The sequence below is a fragment of the Geodermatophilus marinus genome (genome assembly GCF_003428645.1).
Classification (GTDB): domain Bacteria; phylum Actinomycetota; class Actinomycetes; order Mycobacteriales; family Geodermatophilaceae; genus Geodermatophilus.
Genome location: NZ_QVQH01000002.1, coordinates 174,409 through 196,378, shown reverse-complemented (window position 1 = coordinate 196,378; position 21,970 = coordinate 174,409). Strand labels below are relative to the sequence as shown.

The 21,970-nt window shown below is 73.5% G+C and carries 24 protein-coding genes; 12 read left to right on the top strand and 12 right to left on the bottom strand.

Going from position 1 to position 21,970, the window contains the following annotated elements:
- Positions 1 to 73: 73 nt before the first annotated feature.
- Positions 74 to 2,041 (top strand): NlpC/P60 family protein, encoded by a 1,968-nt coding sequence (locus D0Z06_RS03245; RefSeq protein WP_117375932.1) that lies wholly within the window; start codon positions 74 to 76, stop codon positions 2,039 to 2,041.
- 142 nt (positions 2,042 to 2,183) lie between these two features.
- On the opposite strand, the gene D0Z06_RS03240 is transcribed toward D0Z06_RS03245, so the two are convergent.
- The 9 genes from D0Z06_RS03240 to D0Z06_RS03200 all read right to left on the bottom strand — a co-directional run bounded on the left by D0Z06_RS03240 (position 2,184) and on the right by D0Z06_RS03200 (position 8,875).
- On the bottom strand, positions 2,184 to 2,951 hold the full coding sequence (locus D0Z06_RS03240; RefSeq protein ID WP_117375931.1) for a hypothetical protein: 768 nt from the start codon (positions 2,949 to 2,951) through the stop codon (positions 2,184 to 2,186).
- On the bottom strand, positions 2,948 to 3,292 hold the full coding sequence (locus D0Z06_RS03235; protein ID WP_117375930.1) for a hypothetical protein: 345 nt from the start codon (positions 3,290 to 3,292) through the stop codon (positions 2,948 to 2,950). Before D0Z06_RS03235 ends, D0Z06_RS03240 begins: the two co-directional genes overlap by 4 nt.
- Before the next feature lie 129 nt (positions 3,293 to 3,421).
- Positions 3,422 to 4,522, bottom strand: a complete 1,101-nt coding sequence (locus D0Z06_RS03230; RefSeq protein ID WP_117375929.1) for a sigma-70 family RNA polymerase sigma factor — start codon at positions 4,520 to 4,522, stop codon at positions 3,422 to 3,424.
- 71 nt (positions 4,523 to 4,593) lie between these two features.
- Entirely contained in the window at positions 4,594 to 5,085 is a 492-nt protein-coding gene (locus tag D0Z06_RS03225; protein WP_233517415.1) for a hypothetical protein, read from the bottom strand.
- A gap of 193 nt (positions 5,086 to 5,278) precedes the next feature.
- Positions 5,279 to 5,569 (bottom strand): carbon storage regulator CsrA, encoded by a 291-nt coding sequence (gene csrA / locus D0Z06_RS27250; protein ID WP_255419328.1) that lies wholly within the window; start codon positions 5,567 to 5,569, stop codon positions 5,279 to 5,281.
- Between the two features lie 68 nt (positions 5,570 to 5,637).
- On the bottom strand, positions 5,638 to 6,042 hold the full coding sequence (gene fliW, locus D0Z06_RS03215) for a flagellar assembly protein FliW (RefSeq protein WP_117375928.1): 405 nt from the start codon (positions 6,040 to 6,042) through the stop codon (positions 5,638 to 5,640).
- A gap of 33 nt (positions 6,043 to 6,075) precedes the next feature.
- Positions 6,076 to 6,975 carry a flagellar hook-associated protein FlgL gene (flgL, locus tag D0Z06_RS03210; protein ID WP_117375927.1) on the bottom strand — a complete coding sequence of 300 codons (900 nt, stop codon included), beginning with the start codon at positions 6,973 to 6,975 and terminating at the stop codon, positions 6,076 to 6,078.
- A gap of 5 nt (positions 6,976 to 6,980) precedes the next feature.
- Positions 6,981 to 8,393: a flagellar hook-associated protein FlgK gene (flgK, locus tag D0Z06_RS03205; RefSeq protein WP_117375926.1), complete on the bottom strand. Its 1,413-nt coding sequence runs from the start codon at positions 8,391 to 8,393 to the stop codon at positions 6,981 to 6,983.
- Positions 8,390 to 8,875 carry a flagellar protein FlgN gene (locus D0Z06_RS03200; RefSeq protein WP_117375925.1) on the bottom strand — a complete coding sequence of 162 codons (486 nt, stop codon included), beginning with the start codon at positions 8,873 to 8,875 and terminating at the stop codon, positions 8,390 to 8,392. The genes flgK and D0Z06_RS03200 overlap by 4 nt, the downstream gene beginning before the upstream one ends.
- Before the next feature lie 166 nt (positions 8,876 to 9,041).
- Here D0Z06_RS03200 and D0Z06_RS03195 point away from each other — a divergent pair, with 166 nt between their 5' ends.
- Both D0Z06_RS03195 and D0Z06_RS03190 read left to right on the top strand, forming a co-directional pair.
- Positions 9,042 to 9,962 carry a sigma-70 family RNA polymerase sigma factor gene (locus D0Z06_RS03195; RefSeq protein WP_233517414.1) on the top strand — a complete coding sequence of 307 codons (921 nt, stop codon included), beginning with the start codon at positions 9,042 to 9,044 and terminating at the stop codon, positions 9,960 to 9,962.
- 82 nt (positions 9,963 to 10,044) lie between these two features.
- Positions 10,045 to 11,025: a hypothetical protein gene (locus D0Z06_RS03190; protein ID WP_117375924.1), complete on the top strand. Its 981-nt coding sequence runs from the start codon at positions 10,045 to 10,047 to the stop codon at positions 11,023 to 11,025.
- A 610-nt stretch (positions 11,026 to 11,635) separates the two neighbouring features.
- Here the strand turns inward: D0Z06_RS03190 and D0Z06_RS03185 are convergent.
- The 3 genes from D0Z06_RS03185 to D0Z06_RS03175 form a co-directional block, all read right to left on the bottom strand.
- Positions 11,636 to 12,334 (bottom strand): TylF/MycF/NovP-related O-methyltransferase, encoded by a 699-nt coding sequence (locus D0Z06_RS03185; RefSeq protein ID WP_199522098.1) that lies wholly within the window; start codon positions 12,332 to 12,334, stop codon positions 11,636 to 11,638.
- 262 nt (positions 12,335 to 12,596) lie between these two features.
- Positions 12,597 to 13,382 (bottom strand): class I SAM-dependent methyltransferase, encoded by a 786-nt coding sequence (locus D0Z06_RS03180; protein WP_117375923.1) that lies wholly within the window; start codon positions 13,380 to 13,382, stop codon positions 12,597 to 12,599.
- A gap of 44 nt (positions 13,383 to 13,426) precedes the next feature.
- Complete coding sequence (locus D0Z06_RS03175) at positions 13,427 to 14,506, bottom strand: glycosyltransferase family protein (protein ID WP_117375922.1); 1,080 nt, start codon at positions 14,504 to 14,506, stop codon at positions 13,427 to 13,429.
- Positions 14,507 to 14,841: 335 nt separating this feature from the next.
- On the opposite strand from D0Z06_RS03175, the gene D0Z06_RS03170 reads away from it, so the two are divergent.
- From D0Z06_RS03170 to fliG, 9 genes are all read left to right on the top strand, one after another.
- On the top strand, positions 14,842 to 15,666 hold the full coding sequence (locus D0Z06_RS03170) for a flagellin N-terminal helical domain-containing protein (RefSeq protein WP_117375921.1): 825 nt from the start codon (positions 14,842 to 14,844) through the stop codon (positions 15,664 to 15,666).
- 102 nt (positions 15,667 to 15,768) lie between these two features.
- On the top strand, positions 15,769 to 17,109 hold the full coding sequence (fliD, locus tag D0Z06_RS03165) for a flagellar filament capping protein FliD (RefSeq protein WP_117375920.1): 1,341 nt from the start codon (positions 15,769 to 15,771) through the stop codon (positions 17,107 to 17,109).
- 52 nt (positions 17,110 to 17,161) lie between these two features.
- Positions 17,162 to 17,548 (top strand): flagellar export chaperone FliS, encoded by a 387-nt coding sequence (gene fliS / locus D0Z06_RS03160; RefSeq protein WP_117375919.1) that lies wholly within the window; start codon positions 17,162 to 17,164, stop codon positions 17,546 to 17,548.
- A complete protein-coding gene (locus D0Z06_RS03155) occupies positions 17,545 to 17,898 on the top strand; it encodes a hypothetical protein (RefSeq protein ID WP_117375918.1) in 354 nt (117 codons plus the stop codon). The genes fliS and D0Z06_RS03155 overlap by 4 nt, the downstream gene beginning before the upstream one ends.
- A gap of 297 nt (positions 17,899 to 18,195) precedes the next feature.
- Positions 18,196 to 18,543: a flagellar basal body rod protein FlgB gene (gene flgB / locus D0Z06_RS03150; protein ID WP_117375917.1), complete on the top strand. Its 348-nt coding sequence runs from the start codon at positions 18,196 to 18,198 to the stop codon at positions 18,541 to 18,543.
- Entirely contained in the window at positions 18,540 to 18,944 is a 405-nt protein-coding gene (locus D0Z06_RS03145; protein ID WP_117375916.1) for a flagellar basal body rod protein FlgC, read from the top strand. Before flgB ends, D0Z06_RS03145 begins: the two co-directional genes overlap by 4 nt.
- 2 nt (positions 18,945 to 18,946) lie before the next feature.
- Entirely contained in the window at positions 18,947 to 19,270 is a 324-nt protein-coding gene (gene fliE, locus D0Z06_RS03140) for a flagellar hook-basal body complex protein FliE (RefSeq protein ID WP_117375915.1), read from the top strand.
- On the top strand, positions 19,270 to 20,853 hold the full coding sequence (fliF, locus tag D0Z06_RS03135; RefSeq protein ID WP_117375914.1) for a flagellar basal-body MS-ring/collar protein FliF: 1,584 nt from the start codon (positions 19,270 to 19,272) through the stop codon (positions 20,851 to 20,853). The genes fliE and fliF overlap by 1 nt, the downstream gene beginning before the upstream one ends.
- 28 nt (positions 20,854 to 20,881) lie before the next feature.
- Complete coding sequence (gene fliG / locus D0Z06_RS03130; protein WP_117375913.1) at positions 20,882 to 21,970, top strand: flagellar motor switch protein FliG; 1,089 nt, start codon at positions 20,882 to 20,884, stop codon at positions 21,968 to 21,970.

Below are 21,970 nucleotides of genomic sequence, written 5' to 3'. Positions count from 1 at the left end.
CGTCGATACGTCGGCGAGGGCCCGTACCCGTACGGAGCCCGCCGCGTAGGACGAGACCACCGGGGGACGGGCAGTGCCGGCACCACGCACCACCGCCCCCCGCCGCGGCACCCCGACGGGGCGCGCCCCGGCACCGGCCCGCAGCGGCCGGCGACCGCAGCCGGGCACCCGGACCCCGACGTCCACCGGTGCTGCCCGTCCGCCGCTCACCCCGCGCGAGGCCGAGGCCCTGCGCGCCCTGCTGGCGGCCCGGGCGGCCACCGGCGGCACGGGCCCGGCACCGCAGCGGCCGCGGACCGCGGGGCCCGCGCGGCGCCGCCCGGCGGGCCGCCGCCGCCCGCGCCGCCGGACCCGCCGCCCCGGCGCGGGAGCGCGCCGCTGGTCGCAGCGGCTGGCCGTGGCCGCGCTCGGCCTCGTGCTCCCCGTCCTGGCGGGCCTGCTGGCCCCCGGCACCCAGCCCACCGGCAGCGCCGGTGAGCCGGTCGACGGCCCGGGCCTGGCCCTGGCCGCGCAGTCGAGGCTGCAGGAGGGCGCGGCGCGCTACCGGCAGGCCGCCCAGGAGCTCGGCGAGCGGCAGGACGACCTGCAGCGGGCGGCGGAGGCCGAGCAGACCGCCCGGGAGCGGCTGGCCGCCGCCCGGGTCACCGTCGGCGCCCGGGCTGCCGACCGGTACACCGCCGCCCCGTCGCTCGCCCACCCGCTGACCGGGCTGGACCTCTCCGACCCGGCGGCCACCGCGGACGTGCTCTGGGCGCAGGCGCTGGCCGACCGCGGCGCCGCCGAGCTGCAGCGCCTGGCCGTGCGGGCCGAGCGGGCCGCCACGGACCTCGGGACCGCCCGCCGGCGGGCCGCGGAGGCGCGGGCCGCCGCGGAGCTGGCCGCGCGGACCGCCGGGGCCGCCCTGGAGGGCGTGCGGGCGGAGGCGGCCGGGCTGGCCCCCGACGTCGCCGCCCAGCTGGCCGCGCTCGGCACGGCGACTGCCGCCGGCGAGCAGCAGGCCCGCAACGCCGACGCGCTGCGCCGCTGGCAGGAGCAGCTCGGCCTGCTCGCCGCGGCGGGCATCGACCCGCCGCCGGCCGCCGACCTGGCCGACCCGGCCGACCTGCCGTCCGGCCTGAGCCCGCTGCTCGACGCGGCGGGGCAGCCGGTCCCCGGCGTCGCCGTGGCGGTGGCGGGCAACCGCCCGGTCACCGTGCTCCCGGCGGAGACGGTCGCCGCGGTCAGCAGCGCGCTGGCCCAGCTCGGGGAGCCCTACGCCCCCGGCGGGGCCGGCCCCGACGTGCACGACTGCGGCGGGTTCACCGCCGGGTCCTGGCTCCTGGGCGGCCACGCCCTCCCCGCGGCGGCGGCCGACCAGTGGAGCACCGGCGCGGCCGTGCCGGTGGCCCAGCTGCAGGTCGGCGACCTGGTGTTCGCCGACGGCGGGCTCGACGTGGCGCTGTACCTGGGCGACGGGCAGGTGGTCGGCGCCTCGGCGGCGACCTACCAGGTCGGCGTCCGCCCGCTGACCGGGGTCGCCGGCGCCGTGCGGGTGACCCTCGCCGCCCCGGCCGCTCCCAACGCGGCCCTGCCGGCGGGCACGGCGGGCCGCGGGCCCTGCGGCGCCCCGCCCGCGCCGGTGGGGCCGGTGAGCCCCGCCTGGGGTGGCTGGTCCAACGGGGAGATCCCCGCCTCGGCCCTGTGCCCGATCGCCCGGGGGCACGCGCTGCGCTGCGACGCCGCGGCCGGCTACGCGGCCCTGGCCGAGGCGTTCGCCGCGGAGTTCGACCGGCCGCTGTGCATCACCGACTCCTACCGGTCGCTCGAGGCGCAGGTGACCGCGGCACGGGTGAAGCCCCGGCTGGCCGCGGCGCCCGGGACCTCCCACCACGGCTGGGGGCTGGCGGTCGACCTGTGCGGCGGGATCAACGTCGCCGGGACCGTGGAGTCGCGGTGGATGGCCGCCTCCGCCGGGGCGTTCGGCTTCGTCCAGCCCGGCTGGGCGCAGCCCGGCGGGGAGAAGCCCGAGCCCTGGCACTGGGAGTTCGGCCACCTGGCCTGAGCTGCTCGACGCCGGCAGCGGGGCTCGGGGCCCGGGGCTCGGGGCTCGGGGTCGGGGCCGGGGTCGGGGCACAGGAGGCTGTCCACCCGTCGGGCGGCCCGATGCGCGGGTAGAGCTTCCTGTGCCCCGGCCGGTGGGGCGGCTACAGCCAGCGGAGCCGGGGCAGCCCGGTCCAGGGCAGGCGCACGCAGGCCTCCCCCGTCTCCCCGGCCAGGCGGGCGGCCACCGCCGCTCCGGCGCAGGCCAGCGGCGAGTCCGGGGTGACGACGACGTGCAGGTCCCCGGGGTCCGCCCGTCCCACCCCGGCGGCGCGCAGGCGGTCCAGCAGCCGCGCTGGGGCGGCGAGCGCGGCGGTGGACAGCGCCGGGTGCCGCGCGGCCGACCACAGCGCCACCGGGCCCTCCAGCCGGAGGACGCCCTCGAGGGCGGTGGCACGGACGACCGCGCCGGCCCGGGCCCGCTCGACGACGCGGCGGTCGGCGCGTGGAGACGGCGTCCAGGGCACGGCCACGCCACCCCGCGGGACGACGACCCGCCAGCCGACGGCCACCCGGCGCCGGTCGGTCCACTGGAGCACGGCCACCCCGGCGGCGGACGCGACGGCGTCCGGCACCGGCCGGGACAGCACCCACGCGGTCAGGGCGGCCACCAGCCCGTCGTGGCCCGTGCCGGCGCCGGCGTCGGAGAGGTCCTCGGCCAGGTCGGCGAGCGGGACGCGCAGCCCGCGCTCGGCCTCCTCGACGACCAGGACGGGGCCGGTGCCGCGCTCGGTCACGACGGCCAGCCGCAACCCGGGGGCGGCCAGCCGCGGCAGCACCTCGTCGCAGGCGCGGCGCAGGTCGTCCACCGCCACGGGGGCGGCGCGCAGCCGGGACAGCAGGCGGGTGGGTCCCGGGACGGCCCCCGTCACGGGCGCCCCTCCCCCAGGACCCGCCGCAGCACGGGGGCGAGGTCCGGCAGGGCCAGCGCGGCGGCCCGCTCGCGCGCGGACAGCCGCACGGGGAGCACGTCGGCGTCCCAGCCGGTCACCCGCCGCACCCGCGCGGCGGGCGCCGGCCACACGACGTCCCGGGCGGCCGCCACGTGCAGCTCGGTGAGCACGTCGGCGAGGTGCACGGCGTCCACGGGGTGGACGCCGGGGTCCTCGAGCCCGGCCCGGACGGCCTCGGCCAGCGCCCTCCGGTGCCCGGCGCCCAGCCAGTGCGGCGCCAGGACGCCGGGCGTCCGGCCGTCGGCGGCCAGCGCGCTCACCGCCCGCCTCCCGCGCCCGGCGGCACGCACCCCGCCCCGCCAGGGCGGCGGCGGTCCGTGCGGGCGGTCACGGTTTCTGTATCGGCAGGGTGGAGGCCGGATCGACCCGGACTCCGATGTCCGCGCCGATCAGTCCGCGAGCTCGGTGAGCCGCTCCTTGAGCGCCTTCTCGACCCGGTCGGCGTGCACGTTCATGTTGCGCACGGAGGTGCCGAGGTCGGCCGACAGCTGGGTCTTGGTCCGGCCGCCCCAGGTGGTGAGGTACCAGGTGGCCCAGCCCAGGACGTTGGGCTGGCCGGCCCGCTGGTCCCGGCGGGCGGTCGGGTCGGGGGCGCAGGCGGCGGTCAGCGCGTGCGACAGCAGCGTCTGCTCGGCCTCGTCCATGATCTGGTCGGGGGCCTCGCTGGTGTCGGGCAGCATGATCTCGGTCGCGTCGGGCCCGCCGTCCAGCGACTGCAGGTTGCGCAGGCCGTTGAGGGTGGCCACCGTCTGGGAGTTGCGCCGCAGCGTGGCGACGCTCTGCCCCATGAAGGCGGCCAGCTCCCGCTCGCTGGGCCGGCGCTGGTGCTCGGCGACGAAGGCGGCGATCGCCTTCTGCTGCTTGTTCTCGGTGTCGGCCGCCGTCCGCCCGTGCGCGTTGCGCCCGAGGTCGTGCACCCACTTGGACAGCTGGGTGGCGAGGAACGCGCCGAACGGCACGCCCTTGGTCTCGTCGTACTGCGCGACCGCCTTGAGGATCCACTCGCCCACCTGCTGGGTGAGGTCGTCGGGGTCGGGCAGGTGCAGCCGGATCGTGCTCATGTTGCGCTGCAGCCGCTTGAGGCTGACCGGCAGGTAGTGGCGGCACAGCGCGTCGAGGTAGGCCGGCGGGAGGTCGCGCGGGGCGCGGCGCCGGACGTCGGCCTCGGCGCGCAACCCGATCGTGCTGCAGCCGTGGCCGGCGCACCAGGCCCGCACCCACTCGGCGAGCACCTGGCCGGTGCCCGGGGCCCCGTCCACCCGGTACAGGCCCTCCCCCTCGTCGAAGCTGACGGTGACGCCGTCGGGCAGGTCGGCCCGGAGCGAGGCCAGGGGCAGTTCGCGGTCGACGCGGAAGTGCACGCGGTCGCGGGGGGTGATGGGGGCCAGCGCGAAGCCGTCGGCCTCGGGGATGCCGCCGAAGACCAGCGGGGCGCGGGTCGGGCCGCTGCCCGGGGAGGTGGGGGTGGGGGTTGCGGGGGTGGTGGGCACCGGGGCTCCTGGCGACTGTGTGGGGAAGACGTGGCCGCGACGGGCGCAGGGGGCAGCGCCCGGGAGGGAGGTCAGGCGGGGACCTGCTCCGCCGGGACGGGGGGGACGGCGGCCCGCTCGGCGGGCACGCCGCCGGACAGCCGCGCCACCAGGCCGTCGGCGGCCACGCGCTCGGCGGCGCCCGGCTCGACCGTGTAGACCGGCATGTGGTCGTAGAGGGCGGTGAAGATCTCGCTGACGAAGGCGTAGGCGGCCTGCGCCTGGGGCGAGAAGCGCGCGACGGCGGCGCGCGGGCCGAGCTCGACGCCGACGGTCACCCGCACCACCCGGTCGTCCTTGGACAGCCCGGTCAGGCCGAAGGAGACCTCCGGGTGCCGGCCGGCCAGCTCGGCGAGCTCGGCCAGGCAGCGGCGCGTCGAGCCGCGGCGGGGCCGGAGCTGGACGTGGACCACGACCGTGTCCGCCGGTGCCGGGGCCTCCGGCCGGGCGGCGCCGGCGGGCGGCAGGGTCGGGTCACCGACGGTGGTGTCGGCGCCGAGGATGTCGACTGCGCTGCGTTCCATGGTGATCGCCCCCTGTGACGTTCGTGGGGGCAACTCTGGCGCATGGACGCGGCGTCAACGGCACAACACTCGCTGTGCCGATCGCAGTAGTCGACCGAGCTCTTCGGCAGGATCTGCCCGTGTCGGTGACACCTCCGACCCCACCGGTGCAGTGGTGAGCAGATCTCGCCAAAGACGGACCCGGTCGCTCCGGTCACATCTGTCGACTGCGCTCGCTCTCCGTGACCGTACCGTGACCTGCCGGGGGACCGGCGGCCGGGGTGGGCGCGAAGGCCGCCAGCGCCCCGAGGGTGTCCGCGGTGACCTGCGCGGCCAGGAGGTTGGCCTCGACGATCTGCCGGTAGACCTCCTCGCGGTGGATGGCCACCTCGCGGGGGGCCTTGAAGCCGAGGCGGACGGTGCCGCCGCGGACCTCGACGACGTGGACCTCGATGTCGTCGCCGATGCGGATCGTCTCGCCGACGCTGCGGGTGAGTGTGAGCACGTGTACCCCTCCATGGGTCGTAGGTGGCCTCCGTGGCAGGGCCGGCACCGGCGTGCCGCCCCTCTCCCCTATCGGCGCAGGGGACGCCGGATGGGATGGGCCGGGTCGGGCAGGACCACCTGGACGGCCTTCCAGGTCTCCGGGTCGACCACGATGGGCGCGCGCAGGTTCGCGGTGGCGGCCGACGGCCCCTCCGCGGGGACGGTGAGCAGGCAGAACAGCCGGGCCGCCGCCGGGTCGGCCAGGCCGAGGTCGGCGCAGGCCGATCGCGGCAGCACCGGCGCGTAACCTGGGAACCACATCGCCGGGTCCACCACCAGGAACCGCGGCCCGTCGACGGCCATCGACTGCAGCCAGAACAGCCGGCCGTCGCCGTCCGCGGTCACCAGGACGTAGTCCCGGTGCCCCGGGAACCCGGGCAGGGCCTCGGTGAAGTCGAGCAGGGGCAGCGTCGCGACCGCCGACAGCGTCATCGTGGGTTCACCTCTCCCGGGACCGGACGGCGGTCAGCGCAGGAACTCGACCAGCGAGGGCTGGATGGCCTTGGCGGTGGCCGCGAGGGCGGCCTGGTAGCCGGTCTTCTGCATCTCCAGCTCCATGATCGTCTTCGCCAGGTCGATGTCCTCGACGGACTTGAGGCGGTCGGTGAGGGTGAGCGCCTGGTCGGCGGTCAGGGACCCAGCGCCCTCGATCCGCTTGGCGCGCGCCCCGACGTCGGCCACCGCGGTGCGCATGCCCTCGAGGACGCCGTCCAGCGCGGCGAGCCGGTCGTCGATCTGCGCCCCGTCCCCCGCCCGCACGGCCGCGGCGGTCGTCGCCACGACGGCGAAGAGGTCCTCGCCGAGCGCCGGGTCGCCGAAGGCCTCGGCCCCCGTGATGTCGACGCGGATGGTCTCGGTGTCGGACACGCGCCGCAGCACCTGCTCGCCGGCCCCGCCGCCCCGCCCCTGGTAGACCCCGGCGTCGGTGTAGGCCGCGGTCGCGGACGCGATCCCGCCGAACAGCGGCCGGCCCTGCATCGAGGTGTTGGCCAGGCTCAGCAGGCTCTCCCGCAGCTGGTCCATCTCGACCGCGATCGCCTCGCGCGCGCTGTCGGGCAGGGCCGCGGTGTTGCCGGCATGCACGGTGAGGTCCCGCACCTTCCGCACCTGGCTGAGCATGGTGTTCAGCGTGGAGTCGGTGGCGTCCAGCCGGCTCCGGCCGTCGGTGATGTTCCGGGCGTACTGGGCGTTGGCCGCCTGGTCGTTGCGGGTCCGCATCGCCGCGTTCGCGGCGGTGGGGGAATCCGACGGCCGGGAGACGAGCTTGCCCGAGGTGAGCTGCTGCTGCATCTTCCCGATGGCGTCGAGGTTGCGGTTCAGGCCCTGGAGGCTGGTGAGCGTGACCGCGCGCTGGGTGATCCTCATCGCCGTCAGCGCCCGACCAGGCCGGTGCGGCTGATGAGGACGTCCAGGGCCTCGTCGATCGCGGTGACCATGCGGCTGGCCGCGGCGTAGGCGTGCTGGTACTGCAGCATGTTGGCCATCTCCTCGTCGAGGTTCACGCCGGCGACCGACTCCCGGGCCGCGTCGACGTTCGTGGCGACCACGGACTGGATGTCGAGGGTCCGCGCGCTGACCGACGCCTGCACCCCCAGCTCGACGATCAGCGCGCGGTAGGTGGTGTCCGGGCCGTCGGTCGCGAGCCTCAGCTGCCCGATCTCGTCGGCGATGCCGTTGTCGGTCGAGGCCCCGCCGCCCGCGGGCGGCAGCTTCGCGGCCACCACCGCGGTGGGCGAGCCGACCAGCAGCGTGAGCGAGCCCGCCGTCACGCTCGCCGGCGGCGGCGGTCCGAGCAGGTCGCCCCCCGGGTTGCCGTCCCGGTCGTAGCCGCTCCGGTGCAGGGCGTTGACCTGCTGGGCGAAGCCGGCGGCGACGGCGTCCAGACCCGCCCGGTAGGTCGGCACCACCTGGGTCATCACGGTCAGCCGGCCGGCCGCCGTCCCCCCGACGGGGACCGCCGAGCCGCCGGGGTCGGTCACGACCCGGGGCCGGTCGGAGGCGGTCATGGCGTCGATGCCGGTGGGGCCGGCGACGGTGAGCCTGGTGCTCAGCGAGCCGGCGACGAGGGTCGTGCCCCCGACGACGACGTCGAGCACGCCGCCCTCGCCGGGGCGGACGGTGGCGCCGACCCGGTCGGCGAGCTTCATGACCAGGACGTCGCGCTGGTCGGCGAGCTCGTTGGTCGGGTACCCGCTGCCCGTCGCGCGCTGGATGGCGCGGTTGAGCCCGGCCACCTCCGTGGCGATGCTGTTCACCTCGGCCACGAGCGCCGCGAGGCTGTCGTGCGCGCTCGTCCACTGGGTGTCCAGCGTGGCGCGGGTGGCGTGCATGCCGCTGACCAGCGTCTCGGTCCGCTGCAGCAGCTGGCTGCGGGTGGCGAGGTCCTGCGGGTTGTTCGCGACGTCCCCCCAGGCGGCCCACACGTCGGACAGCAGCGCCTGGACACCGGTGCTCCCCGGCTCCCGGAAGGCGTCCTCGACCGCCTCGAACGCGGCCGACTCGGTGTGCAGCTGCGCGGAGGTGGCGTGCTCGGCGTGCGCGCGGCCCTCGAGGAAGGCGTCGCGGATGCGGAGGACGTCGTCGGAGCTGACGCCGGACCCGACCCCCTGGCTGACCGAGTAGAAGGCGGGGACGACCGTCCCCCCCATCGCCCGCAGGTCCACCCGCTGGCGGCTGTAGCCCTCGCTGTTGACGTTGGCGATGTTCTGGCCGGTGACGTCGAGGCCGCGGCGCTGCGCCCAGAGGGCGGTGGTCGCGGTGTTGAGCGAGGAGAAGGAGTTCACAGCGCACCGTCCAGGGTCACCGCGCGGTGCGCCCGCTCGTCGGTGCGACCGGTCGCGCCGTACGTGCCGGCGGTGGGGGTGCGCACCGAGACGAAGGCGTCGCCGATGGCGGCCAGGCCCCCGTCGATGAGCTCGCGGTTGGCGTCCGAGAGGCTGCGCAGGTCGGTGACCAGGGCCAGGAGCGTCTCGTGGTGCTTGGCGAACAGGTCGTCCCACGGGGCGGGCGCGGCCTCGGCGAGTTTCCGCAGTGACGGGTTGATGCCGGTGCCCAGGCGCTCGGAGATGACCTCCGTGGCGGCGGCGCGCTCGACCTCGAGGCTACGGAGCTGGTCGAGGACGACCTCGATCTCGTGGGCGATGCGGGCCAACCAGCGGGTCTTGCCGCTGAGGATCAGGTACTGCTTCTCCTCGGCCTTGAACAGCAGCAGGTCCAGCAGCTCCTGCTCGCGCCACAGCAACGTCGACAGGTGCTGGTAGTCCATGCTCCCCACCGTCCTCCCGTCCCGGCGCCGCGGGCGGTGCCCCCGGCGTTCTCAGGGGGAGCCATCGGCACCGGCGACCAGGGCCTCAAGCCGAGGTCTCAAGTTCTGCCCCGGTTCTGCCGATCAGGCGTTCCCGTCCGGGCCCGGGACAGCCGAGAAGAGGGACGTGAGCCCCTCGCGTGCCCCGGCGACCGGACGGATCCCGACCCCGCGCCCGCCCTCCCCCGGCGGCCTGCCACCGCGGGACGTCGACGCGCTGGTCACCGAGCACCTGCCGCTGGCGGCGTTCGCGGTCAACGCGGTGGCCTCGCGCATCTCGCTGCCCAGCCACGTCAGCCGGGAGGACCTCGTCTCCTGCGCCCGGGTGGCCCTGGTCGAGGTGGCGCGGCGGTTCGACCCGTCGGCCGGCGCCTCCTTCGCCACGTACGCACTGGCCAGGCTGCAGGGCGCGGTCCTCGACGAGCTGCGCTCGGGCGACTGGGCCAGCCGGTCGGTCCGGGCGGCGGCCCGGCGCACCGACGCGGCCGCCGACGCGCTGGCCATGTCGCTGGGCCGGCCCCCGACGCGCGAGGAGCTCGCCGACAGCCTCGGCATGGCCCGCAGCGAGCTGGACTCCCTCCAGGTCGACGTGCACCGCGCGGTCATGGTGAGCATCGACGCGGAGACCGGCCCGGACGGCGGCTCGCTGGACCTCCCCGACACCGGGGAGTCCCCGGAGCGGGCGGTGCTGCGCAGCGAGCGCGCCCGCTACCTGCACCAGGCCATCCGCGCGCTGCCCGACCGGCTCGACGAGGTCGTGGAGCGCAACTTCTTCGGCGGGGAGTCGCTCACCGACATCGCCGCCGACCTCGGGGTGACGCTCTCGCGCGTCTCGCAGATGCGCGCCCGGGCCCTGACCCTGCTGCACGCAGCGATGAGCGAGGTGTGGGACGGCACGCCGGTCGCCCCCGACGGCGGCGTCCGCGCGCGCAACCAGCAGCGCTCGTACGTCGAGCGGGTGGCCGGCCGCAACGCCCCGCCGCCGCGCGGTGCGTGGGCCCCCGCAGTGGTGCCGGGCACGGCCAGGGTCACCTGGCAGACGGCATGACCGCTGGGCTGCTCCAGCCCTTCCTGCGGGCAGCGAGCCGACGCCTTCGCTGCCGAGGTGATGATCGAGAGGACCAGCATCGATGAGCATGCGGAACGTCAAGCGCGTGAGCTTTTTCTGCCCCACGCAACCCACCGGTGGGCCGGAAGCGATCCACCAAGCGAGCCATGCACTGAATCGCCAAGGCATCCGCAGCGACATCATCTACGTCGGAGGTGATGCGCACATCGACATCGGGGACGGCCGCCTGACGTATCGTCCCCCGTCGCACAATCCCGCACTCGAGGTCTACCGGACCTACGAGCCGAAGGTTTTCCGCGGTGGCGCCATGAGTCGCCAACACCTCTTCGTGCTCCCCGAGGTGTACGCGGGCGACGTCACCTCTCTTCGCGGCGCCAGCGTGGCCATCTGGTGGCTGTCGGTCGACAATGCGATGGTCACGACCGATGAGCCGACACTGCGCGCCCTGTTCGCCAATCACAAGGTCAAGCACTACTACCAAAGCGCTTACGCGCGTGACTACCTCGAGCGTTCCGGGGTTCCGACCAGCATGCCTCTGAGCGATTACACCACGCCGACCTTCACGGAATTGACGACCTCCGGGCCCAACGCCGAGACGGCCATCGCATTCAACCCGGTCAAGGGCGCAGACCTGTCCCACGTCTTCTTCGCGGCTCATCCAGAGTTTTCATGCATGCCCATCCGTGACATGACCAAGGACGAGATCGTGACCGCGCTTCGTCGAACCATGGTCTACGTCGACTTCGGACACTTGCCGGGAAAGGACCGACTGCCTCGGGAGGCCGCAGTCAGCGGAGCAGTCGTCTTCGTGCGACGCCTGGGCGCCGGACGGTTCGCCGAGGATTTCGCTATGCCCGACTTCTTCCGCTTCGACGAGACGGACGTGCACTCTGGCGAACTGGCCCGGCGGATCCTGGCCGTACACCAGGACCCTGCGCACTTCTGGACCCAACAGGAGGCCTTGCGTCAACAGGTCCGTGGCGAGCAGGCGGAACTCGACGATCAACTCCTAGCCCTGCGCGGGCGGCGGCGCGCCGCCTGACCGACCAGCTGCGCAGAGCGTTCGATGATCGGCGCAGCCCGATCGGTCGGCGCGGGCTCGCTGGGTCGGTCGTGCGATGTACCTGCGAACTCGCTGTGCGGTGACCAGGAATGGCGGCGCTGGTTCCGTCAGCGGCGTGCCGTCCGTGCCCGTCCTGAAACCTGGCCTACCGAGGTCGTACGTGCTCGAGCCGCGTGAACCACGGTGCCGGCGACCAGGACGACGCGACCGAACCGGTGCACCGTTCGTGACTACGCGGGCGCGGGGCACGGCATCGACGACCGCGGACTCACACCACGCGAGCCGACCGCTCCGACCTCACCGCTTCGCGTGCACATCCGCTGACATCCCATCGGTCGCGTGCGAGGACCCTCGACGTCGGGTCGCCGACGCCATCGAGAACAAGGCGTGGCGGCATCCGGCAGGTCCAGCCTTCACCGAGCCCGGAACGGCTCGACCATGCAGGAACACGGACTCCTGGCCAACGCAGCTGGACCCATCTTCCACATCGCCTTCCGCTGACGAGCGGTCAACTCTCAGCGGCGGCAGCAGCTCTGCTGCCCCTCTGCACCTGTCCGCCATCCCCGCAAGGCGGGGACGGCGGAAGCAGTCAACTGGTCAACTGGACGAGCACCTGTTCGTGCAGCGAGTTGTAGGCGATGTACTCGAACTCATGGCCGGTCCGCTCCAGAAATTCCGTGAATGCCTTGTGCTCGTGGTGTTGCCAGCCCGGGAAGTTGAAGTACTCGTCGAAGAGCAGGACCGTGCCAGCCACGAACCGACCCTCGCCCTGGTGGAAGATCGTCGCGGTCGAGCTGTACAAGTCCGCATCCATGTGGGCGAAGGCGATCGGTCCCGGGTGCTCGGCGAAAAACCCGGGGAGGGTGTCCTCGAACCACCCGATGTGCAACGTGGCCCCAGGAATCTCCGGTGGCGGAGCCGAGAAGTCCCCCTTCACGAAGCCGGTTCGCCAGTCCTCGGGCAGACCTTCGAAGGAGTCGAACCCGTGCGCGGGGGACCGCCGGCTGGTGATCCTGCGCAGCGTGTCGCCGGACGCGACTCCGAATTCGAGGACCAGCCCCTCATCCGGGGCCAGGTCGATGGCGTGGTCGAGCAGGTCACACTTGGCCTGGTATGCCGACGGCCCATCGAACGACCGCGCCCGCGGCATGTGCTCCTCGACGAATGCGGCCGTCTGTCGTAACGCAGCTCGTTGCCGCTCGTCGTCGATGTTGGTGAGCGATCGGCCATAGACGCCACCGACCTGCTGGAGCATTGCTTGAACGACTTGTTCGATGACCGTTGACACGGCGCGACCGTAACCGCCTCGAAGACCGTTCCTGACGACATCGCGCTCGAGTTGAGGAAGGCGATGTGAGTGGGAAGGGGGAGGTAAACCTTCACGTCGGTCCCGACCGCGACGCTCGGACGTCAACGCCACCGGAGGCGACGTCTCCGAGCTGTCGTCGGCCCGAGCGCAGCGACCCAACCGGCGACCGTGAAACACGCCAAACACGGCAGGGCGCCCCGGATCCTCGTCGAGGATCCGGGGCGCCCTGCACAGACGGAGATCAGGCTCGGGATGCGGACGGGAGTGGTGCGACACCGAGTGCCGCCGCTCGCAGTTCCGTCCAATCCTGCTGAGCGAGTTCCTCGCTCAGCGAGGCCCTGGCAACCCGCCCCTGACGCTCGGCCACGAGCGTCTCCCACCAGGCGCACTGCAGCAGTCGGTACGGGTCCACCGCCCTGGTTCGGCCGAGGACGCTCTCGGGCACATCCTGCGGGTCGCCGTCGGCCACCATGGCGGCCTCGATGTCGTTGTAGTGCTCAGCCAGCGCCGTCGACCGGGCGTCCGGGAGAAGCACCACGACAGTGCCGGTCGGCTCCGTGTCCACCTCCAGGACCACCAGGTCGGGCCGCAGGTGCCGGAGGACGTGGGTCACCTTGAACACGTCTCCGGTCCAGGCGACGGTCTGCCGGTCCCGCGCCGCCTCGACCACGTTCCTCGGCAGCATGTCGTCGAACACGATGACGCTGGTGCGTGCGCTGTAGGCCTCCACGTAGATGAAGTCCCGGAGCGCGAACTCAGCCAGGTGCATGCCGTCGATGAAGGCCAGATCGACCGGCTCCCCGTCGAACTTCTCCGTCGGGTTGTGCGATCGGAAGTAGTCGTCACTCGTCGCGCGTACGAGTTGGACGTCGCAGTCGATCTCGTGGACAACCGCGAACCCCGGGTCGATGCCGATGCTCGGCACCCGCGATAGCGCCAGGCTGGCGCCGGCGTCCACACCGATCTCCAGGTAGTTGCGGGGTTGCAGCCGTGCATGCAGCGCGGCGAGCAATTCGTGTCTGTCCATGACAAGTCTCCCCATGCGGCCGCAGCCGACGAGTCCTCGGCGGCCTAGGCGCCGATGCGGTCGGTTCGCGTGCGGATCTCCCGTGCTGTCCGCCAGGCGGCGGCCCACAGCTCGGCGGTGTGCTCGGTCAGATGTCGGGCCAGCACCTGCTCCCGGTTGGCCGCAGCCTGCTCCCGTCGCCAGTCCGGGCCCTCCACAGCCCGGATGATCGCGGCGGACCAGTCACGCGGCCGCTTGGCCCGGTAGCCCAGACCCAACCGCTCGTACTCCGCGCTCGGCGAGCGGACGGAGAAGACGCCGCGGGCGGAGTACTCCAGCACCTTGAGCCAGCTCTTGCAGTTGTTGAACGTGTCGATGCGCAGCGGTGCGACACCGATGTCGAACCGTTCACCGATGGCAGCGGAGTACCCGTCGACGTCCATGATCCAAGGCATCTCGATCGGCTCGTCGGTCAGACGCAGCAGTTCCTTGGCGTTGCCGGCCTGGCCGAGGATCGCGAACCGGCTCCTGCCCCGGGTCCAGTCGAGAGCGTGCTCGAGCCCCGACTCCATGGTCTGTAGGTCGTACGGGTGGGTGCCGACCGTGCCGGTCCAGCCGACGGTCACGATCTCCGGCTCCCGTTCGTATGCCGGCGGGAGCTCCGCGATCCGTCGTGGCATCGCGTTGGGCACCATCGCCCCGTGCCCCCGCGCTCCGTAGAGCGCCAGCAGGTTCGGGGTGGACACCGTCACGAAGTCGGCCTCCCGAGCACAGGTCTCCGCGATGCGACCGATGCCCTTGCGGATGAGGGCGTCGTGCCCCTGGTGGCCGGGTGGGACTGCCGTCAGGTGGTCGTCCACCTCGACGACGACGGCGACGCCCTGTGCCTGGAGCAGCCTCAGGCACTGGAGCATCTCGAGGGTCTTCGGCAACTGCAGGACCACGACATCAGCGCCCTGAGCGTCCACCTCCCGTACGACCAGCGGACCCGCCGGGTTCTCGCGGTCCGGTGCCATGACCGTCTTGAGGCCGCGCTGGACCGTCACCTCGACGCCGAGGCCGGCCTCGGCGACAGCCCGCGCAGGCTCGGCGATCCGGTGGAAGAGGGACCCGGTGAACATCGTGTGGGACAGCAGCACGTGCATGGTGGTCGGACGTCCTCACGGCGCCCGGGCTAGTGGGCGCAGTCCATCGCCCGCGGCGGGGGCCGGTCGGGCGGGGGGGCGGGAGACGGGTGCCTTGTTCAACGGCACACCGCCACCACCTTCACCGCCACCGCCACACCGATGCCTCCGGACACGCCGGACCCCACCTCGTGCGCCTCACGTGCCGCACGCGCCTCGATGTCCTCGGCGGGAACCGCAGGAAATTGCTGCCGCTTCGCCTCAAGGTGCCGCCACTGCCCGCCGAGAACAACCCTGCAAGGCCGCAGCACGGATGCAGCGGACACAGGAACGGGCCGATTCCAAGGAGGAACACCATGGCTCTGAGCGTCAACAACAACATCGCCGCCTTCAACGCGTACCGGAACCTGAACGTCACCGACGGGGCGATGGCCAAGTCGCTGGAGAAGCTCTCCAGCGGCCTGCGCATCAACCGCGCCGCCGACGACGCGGCCGGCCTGGCCATCTCCGAGGGTCTCCGCGCGCAGATCGGCGGCCTCAAGATGGCCGTCCGGAACGCGCAGGACGGCATCTCGGTCGTGCAGACGGCCGAAGGTGCGCTCACCGAGACGCACTCCATCCTGCAGCGCATGCGTGACCTCGCGGTGCAGGCGTCCAACGACGGTGCCCTGACCGACGCGGACAAGTCCAAGGCCAACGCCGAGTTCCAGGCCCTGTCCCGCGAGCTCGACGACATCGCCTCCAAGACCACGTTCAACGGCACGAACCTGCTCAGCGGCGGGTACACGGCCAAGAACTTCCAGGTCGGGGCGAACGCCGGCGAGACCCTGAGCGTCAGCATCAGCAGCATGGCCACGTCGGCGCTGGGCGTCACCAGCTCGGTGTCGATCGCCACCGCCTCCGGCGCCAGCGCCGCGATCACCGCGGTCGCCAGCGCCATCGGCATGGTCTCGACCCAGCGGGCCGAGCTCGGTGCGGTCCAGAACCGCCTCGAGCACAAGATCAACAACCTGAACGCCACCGTCGAGAACCTGACCGCGTCGGAGAGCCGCATCCGCGACACCGACATGGCCCTCGAGATGGTGAACTTCACCAGGTCGCAGATCCTGTCGCAGGCCGGCACGGCGATGCTCGCCCAGGCCAACCAGAGCACGTCGGGCGTCCTCCAGCTGCTCCGCTGACGTCCGGCGCTCAGCGCCTAGGCACCACAGCACCACCCGTGAGGGGGGAGGCCCCGGCCTCCCCCCTCACCCACATCCGCGACCCCACCCACGGAGGCACCGATGGCGAGCCTGAGCATCGACGGACTGGTCTCCGGGCTGGACATCACCAGCCTGATCAGCGCGCTCATGACCGCCGAGGCCCTCCCGCAGAACCGGCTGAAGACCCAGCTGAGCGCGGCGCAGTCCGCCGCGAGCGCCTACCGGTCGATCAACACCACGGTCGACGCGCTGCGCAGCGCCGCCGAGGAGCTCGCCAGGACCACCACCTGGACCGCCGCCAAGGCCGCCAGCTCCGCACCCAGCGTCGCCGTGGCCGTCACCGGCACGCCGCAGACCGGGCAGCTGAGCTTCACCGTCGAGTCGGTCGCGGCCGCCCACTCCGTCCTGAGCGTCACCCGCTGGACCGGCACGACCGCCGCCTTCGGCAGCGACCCGCTGACCGTCACCTCCGGCGGCACCACGACCACCATCACCGTCGGGGGCAGCGGAACCCTCGCCGACGCGGTCGCCGCCATCAACGCGCAGGCGCCCGGCCTGTCGGCCACGGCCGTCCGGATGGACACCGGCTCGTACGCGCTCATGGTCACCGCGAAGACCACCGGTGCCGGGGCGCAGTTCTCGATCGGCGGCGCCGGGACGACCACCACGCTCGCCACCGGGTCCGACGCGGCGCTGCGCCTGGGGACCGACCCGGTCAACGGGCCGAAGGTGACCTCGTCGTCCAACACCTTCGCCGACCTGCTCCCCGGCGGGACGCTCACGGTGAGCGAGAAGAGCGCGACCCCGGTCACCATCACCGTCACCGCGGACCCGGAGGCGGTCGCGGCGAAGGTCAAGGGCTTCGTCGACGCCGCGAACGCGGCCCTGGCGGAGATCGAGAGGCACGGCAACAACGACAGCGGCTCCACCGCCGTGCTCAAGGGCGACTTCGCGCTGCGGCAGCTCGCCGGGGAGATCCTCGACGCCGTCTCCTCCGCGGTCGGCCTCGACGGCTCGCCCGGCCGCGCCGGGGTGCAGCTGACCCGCACCGGCACGATCGCCTTCGACCAGACCGCCTTCCTCTCCGCGCTCGCGGCGGACCCGGCGCGCACGCAGCGGCTGTTCGCCGGCACCCCCGCCGAGGGCAGCACCGCCGCCGTGGACGGGGTCAGCCAGCGCCTCCAGGCCCTCACCAAGCGCGCCACCGACGCCACGACCGGCACCCTCTCGGTGCTGGCGAAGGGCAAGGACTCGCTGGCGGAGGACTTCCGGGACCGCATCGCGGACTGGGACCTCCGCCTGACCGCGCGCCGCGAGACCCTCACCCGCCAGTTCACCGCCATGGAGAGCGCCCTGGGCTCGCTGAGGTCGCAGTCCAGCTGGCTGGCCGGTCAGCTCGCGTCGCTGCCCAGCTCAAGCTGACGCGGCCACCGCCGATGCTCTCCCCAACGACCCTTCCCCAGGAGACCGATCGATGAGCACCGCGTCCCTCCGCTCCCGCTACCTCGGCGACTCGGTCGCGACGGCCTCGCCGCAGCGCATCCTGGTCATGCTCTACGACCGGCTCGCGCTCGACCTCGAGCGCGCGGAGAGCGCCCTGGTGGCCGGCGACCGCGCGGAGGCCGGCACCCAGCTGCAGCACGCGCAGGACATCGTCATCGAGCTGCGCAGCAGCCTCAAGGTCGACGCCTGGGACGGCGGTCCCCGCCTGGCCGCGCTCTACGCCTGGCTCCTGACCGAGCTCGTGCAGGCCAACGTGAAGGGTGACCGCAACCGCGTCGGCTCGGCGCGCAAGGTCGTCGAGCCGCTCCGCGACGCCTGGCGGCAGGCCGTGGCGTCGCTGGCCTCGACGCCGGCATGAGCACCGGGCCGGACTCCCCCGCCGCCGACTGGACCACGGTCCTGGAGGCGATGGAGGGCGAGGTCCTGGCCGCGCAGCGCACGATGGCTCGCGACGCGGGTTCCCGCGAGCGGGCCGAGGAGATCGCCGCCTGGGGACGCCGGGCCCAGGACTGGGTGCCGCCGTCGAACCTGGGCCCGGTGCCACCGGACCTGCGGGAGCGGGCCGCCCGGCTGCTGCAGCACCAGCTCGCCGTCGCCGAGGCCCTGGTCGAGGCGATCACCCAGAGCCAGCGCCAGCGCGACGTCGCCGCCCGCATGTCCTACGGACCCAGCCGGCCGGTCGCCTCCTTCATCGACCAGGCGATGTAGCACCACGCACCCCACCCGCCCCGAGCCCCCCGAGGCCGCCGTGACCCGGCGCGCCTCGGGGGGCTCGCTGCGTTGCGGGGGTCTCCCGCGGCCCCGTTCGTCACAGCCGTCCCGCCGCCCCCACCGGGCACTCGTGTGGGTGGTCGCCGTCAGGCCGGGCGCCCCGCGTGCCGATGGGGAGAGGGCACGGACAGCGCACCTCTCGCCACGGATCGGCGGCCCCTCACTCGCTCGCGAGTGTCTCCTGCGTACCCGGAGGCCGATCGTGTCCTGCCGTCCTGCCCGCGGAACCACCCGATGATCGGGGACGTCACCTCGACCACGCTGCACGCCGCCCTCACCGGCCTGGCCCAGCGGCAGCGCACCACCGCGGACAACATCGCCAACGTCAACACCCCCGGCTTCCTGGCCGGCCGGGTCGACTTCGAGTCCAGCCTGCGCGGCGCCCTCGCCGACGGCCGGACGCCGACGATCTCCGGCGGCACCGTGCGCCGCTCGCTGGAGCCGACCAACACCAACGGCAACAACGTGAACCTGGACGGCGAGACCGTGCTCGCCACCGAGACCGGGCTGCGCTACCAGTTGGCCCTGGGCGCCCTCGACGGCAAGTACAGCGTGCTGCGCACCGCGCTGCAGGCGAGGTGACCGTGTTCGACAACCTCGGCATCGCCGGCTCGGGCCTGCGCGCGCACCGCAAGTGGCTCGACGCCGTGTCGGACAACATCGCCAACATCAACACCGTCAACCCGGCCGGCGAGGAGGCGTTCCGCGAGCGCTTCGTCGTCGCCCAGGCCGTCGACTACGGCTCCGGCGAGGGCGGCGTCCGCGTCGCCCGCACCGAGTTCGGCGACGGCGAGGGGCGGATGGTGTACCAGCCGGAGCACCCCCTGGCCGACGCGGAGGGCTACGTGCGGTACCCGGACATCGACCTGGCCGACCAGATGACCGGCCTGATGATGGCCCAGCGCGGCTACCAGGCCAGCATCGCCTCGATCGAGCGGGCGACCGACGCCTACCAGGCCGCGCTGCGGCTCGGGAAGGGCTGATCATGACCTCGCCCGTCGACGGGATCTCCGGCGCGCTGGCGGCCCTGGCCCCCGCTCCCCCGGTGGCCGGCACGGCCGCGCCCGGCGCGGCCACCGGGGCCTCCGGGGCCGGCTTCGCCGCCGCGCTGACCACCGCGCTCGACCAGCTGCAGGCCACCCAGTCCGCCAGCGACGCCCTCGCGGTGCAGGCGGCCACCGGCGACCTGCGTGACGTGCACGACTACATGATCGCGGCCAACGAGGCCAAGCTCGCCACCGAGATGGTCGTGAACGTCAAGAACCGGGCCGTCGAGGCGTTCAACGAGATCATGAGGATGCCGGTCTGATGCCACCCGCCCTCGCCGGCCAGCTCGCTCGCGTGCGCTCGGCGCTGACCGCGATCAGCCTCGGCCAGAAGGTCGTCATCGGCCTGCTCGCCGCCGGCCTGGTGCTGGGCGGGCTGGTCTTCTACCGGTGGATCACCACCCCGACCTACGCGCCGCTGTTCTCCAACCTGGCCTCGACGGACGCCTCGGCCATCGTCGACGAGCTGAACGCCTCGGGCGTCGGCTACGAGCTCGCCGACGGCGGGTCGACGATCATGGTGCCCAACGACCAGGTGTACGACCTGCGCCTGTCGATGAGCGGCAAGGGGCTGCCGGCCGGTTCGGAGACGGGGTACGCACTGCTCGACGAGCAGGGCATCACCAGCAGCGAGTTCCAGCAGCAGGTGCAGTACCAGCGCGCCATCGAGGGCGAGCTGGCCATGACCCTCGAGTCGCTGGACGGCGTCCGCTCCGCCGTGGTGCACGTGGCCCTGCCCGAGGACGAGGTGTTCGTCAGCGACCAGGGCGAGCCCACCGCCTCGGTCCTGCTCGACCTGGCCGCGGGCACCACGCTGAGCGGCGAGCAGGTCCAGGCGGTCACCAACCTCGTCTCCTCCAGCGTCCAGGACATGGAGCCCGACCAGGTCACCGTCGCCGACTCCACCGGCCGGGTGCTGTCCGCGCCGGGGCAGGGGGTCACCGCCGCGGCCGGCGACGCCCGCTCGCAGCTGGAGCAGGAGTACGAGGGCCGGCTCGCCGGCAACGCGCAGGCCATCCTCGACCGGGTGCTCGGCCCCGGCCGCGCCCAGGTCTCGGTGCGCGCCGACCTCGACCTCTCCCAGCGGGAGAGCACCTCCACCACCTACCAGTACGACGGGACCACCCCGCCGATCTCGGAGAGCACCACGACCGAGGAGTACGCCGGCGACGGGACGACGGTCGGTGGGGTGCTGGGCCCGGAGAACACCGCGGACGCCGCGGGCGGGGCGGGGACCTCCACGTACAACAAGGAGTCGTCGACCACGAACAACTCCGTCGGGCAGACCGTCGAGACGGTCACGGGCGCGCCCGGCACGATCGACCGGCTCACCGTGTCGGTGGTCATGGACGCCACCGTCGCCGGCAACCTCAACCAGAACCAGGTGCAGGACCTGATCGGCAACGCCGTCGGGCTGGACCCGGCCCGCGGCGACGCCATCACCGTGGCCAGCATGGCCTTCGACACCACGGCCGCCGACCAGGCCGCCGCGGAGCTCGAGGCCGCGCAGGAGGCCGAGAAGCAGGCCCAGCTGTGGTCGATGGTCAAGACCGGCGGGATCGCGCTCGGCATCGCGCTGCTGGTGCTGGTGGTCTGGCTGCGCTCGCGTCGTCGCGGCGAGGACGAGGACGACGAGTACGAGGAGCTCGACCTCCCGGACGACGTCATGGCCGAGCTCGACCGGATCCGCATCGAGAGCACCCGGGAGGTGGCGGTCGACAACGCCGCCGCCGAGCTGGAGGCCGCCGAGCGGGCGCGGGTCCGCGGCGAGATCGCCGAGATGGTGAGCGAGAAGCCCGACGAGGTCGCGGCGATGCTGCGCGGCTGGCTGACCGAGGCGAAGTGACGGGCGTGGGAAGGGACGGGGGACGGTCATGACCATCGCCAGCGTCGAGCAGATGGTGGGGCTGCCGGCGGCGCCCGCCCCGGCGCCGACCGCGGTGCTGCCCGCGGTGCGGCGCCCGGAGATGCCGGGCCTCCGCAAGGCCGCGGTCTTCATCGCGCAGCTCTCCCGCGAGGAGGCCGGCGCGCTGCTGGCCAAGCTGCGGCCCCGCGAGGTGGAGCTGATCACCCGCGAGCTGATGAAGCTGGGCTCGGTGGAGCCGGAGGACGTCGACGGCGTCCTGGAGGAGTTCCACCACCTGATGACCGCGCAGCGGTTCGTCGGCCGCGGCGGCGTCGAGTTCGCGCGCGAGATCCTCGCGGCCGGCCTCGGGGAGGACAAGGCCGACGGCATCCTCTCCCGGCTCAACGTCGTCTTCACCGAGGTGCCGTTCGCCTCGCTGCGCAACGCCGACGTGCGGCAGCTGGTCACCTTCCTCAAGGACGAGCACCCGCAGGTCATCGCGCTGGTGCTGGCCCACCTGACGCCCGCGCAGTCGGCCGAGGTGCTCTCCGGCTTCAGCCCGGAGCAGCAGGCGCTCGTCGCCCACCGCATCGCCACGATGGACCGCACCACGCCGGAGATGGTCCGGCTGGTCGAGGAGGAGCTGGGCCGGCGGATGGGCTCGCTGCTGGCCCACCAGGACATGAGCACCGTCGGCGGCGTCGAGACGCTGGTGGAGATCATCAACCGCTCGCCGCGGCCCACCGAGCGGTCGATCCTCGAGTGGCTGGACACCTCCGACCCCGAGCTGGCCGAGCAGGTGCGCGCGCAGATGTTCGTCTTCGAGGACATCGTCACCATCGACGACCGTTCGCTGCAGCTCGTGCTGCGCGAGGTGGAGGCCAACGACCTGGCCACGGCGCTCAAGGGCGTCCGCCCGGACGTGCGGGACAAGGTGGTGCGGAACCTCTCCGAGCGCGCCGCGGAGAACCTCGCCGAGGAGATCGAGCTGCTCGGCCCGGTGCGCACCCGGACCGTCGAGGAGGCCCAGGCCAAGGTGGTCGGCGTCATCCGGACGCTCGAGGAGCAGGGTGTGCTGACGATCTCGCGGGGCGGCGACGATGACTTCGTCGCCTGA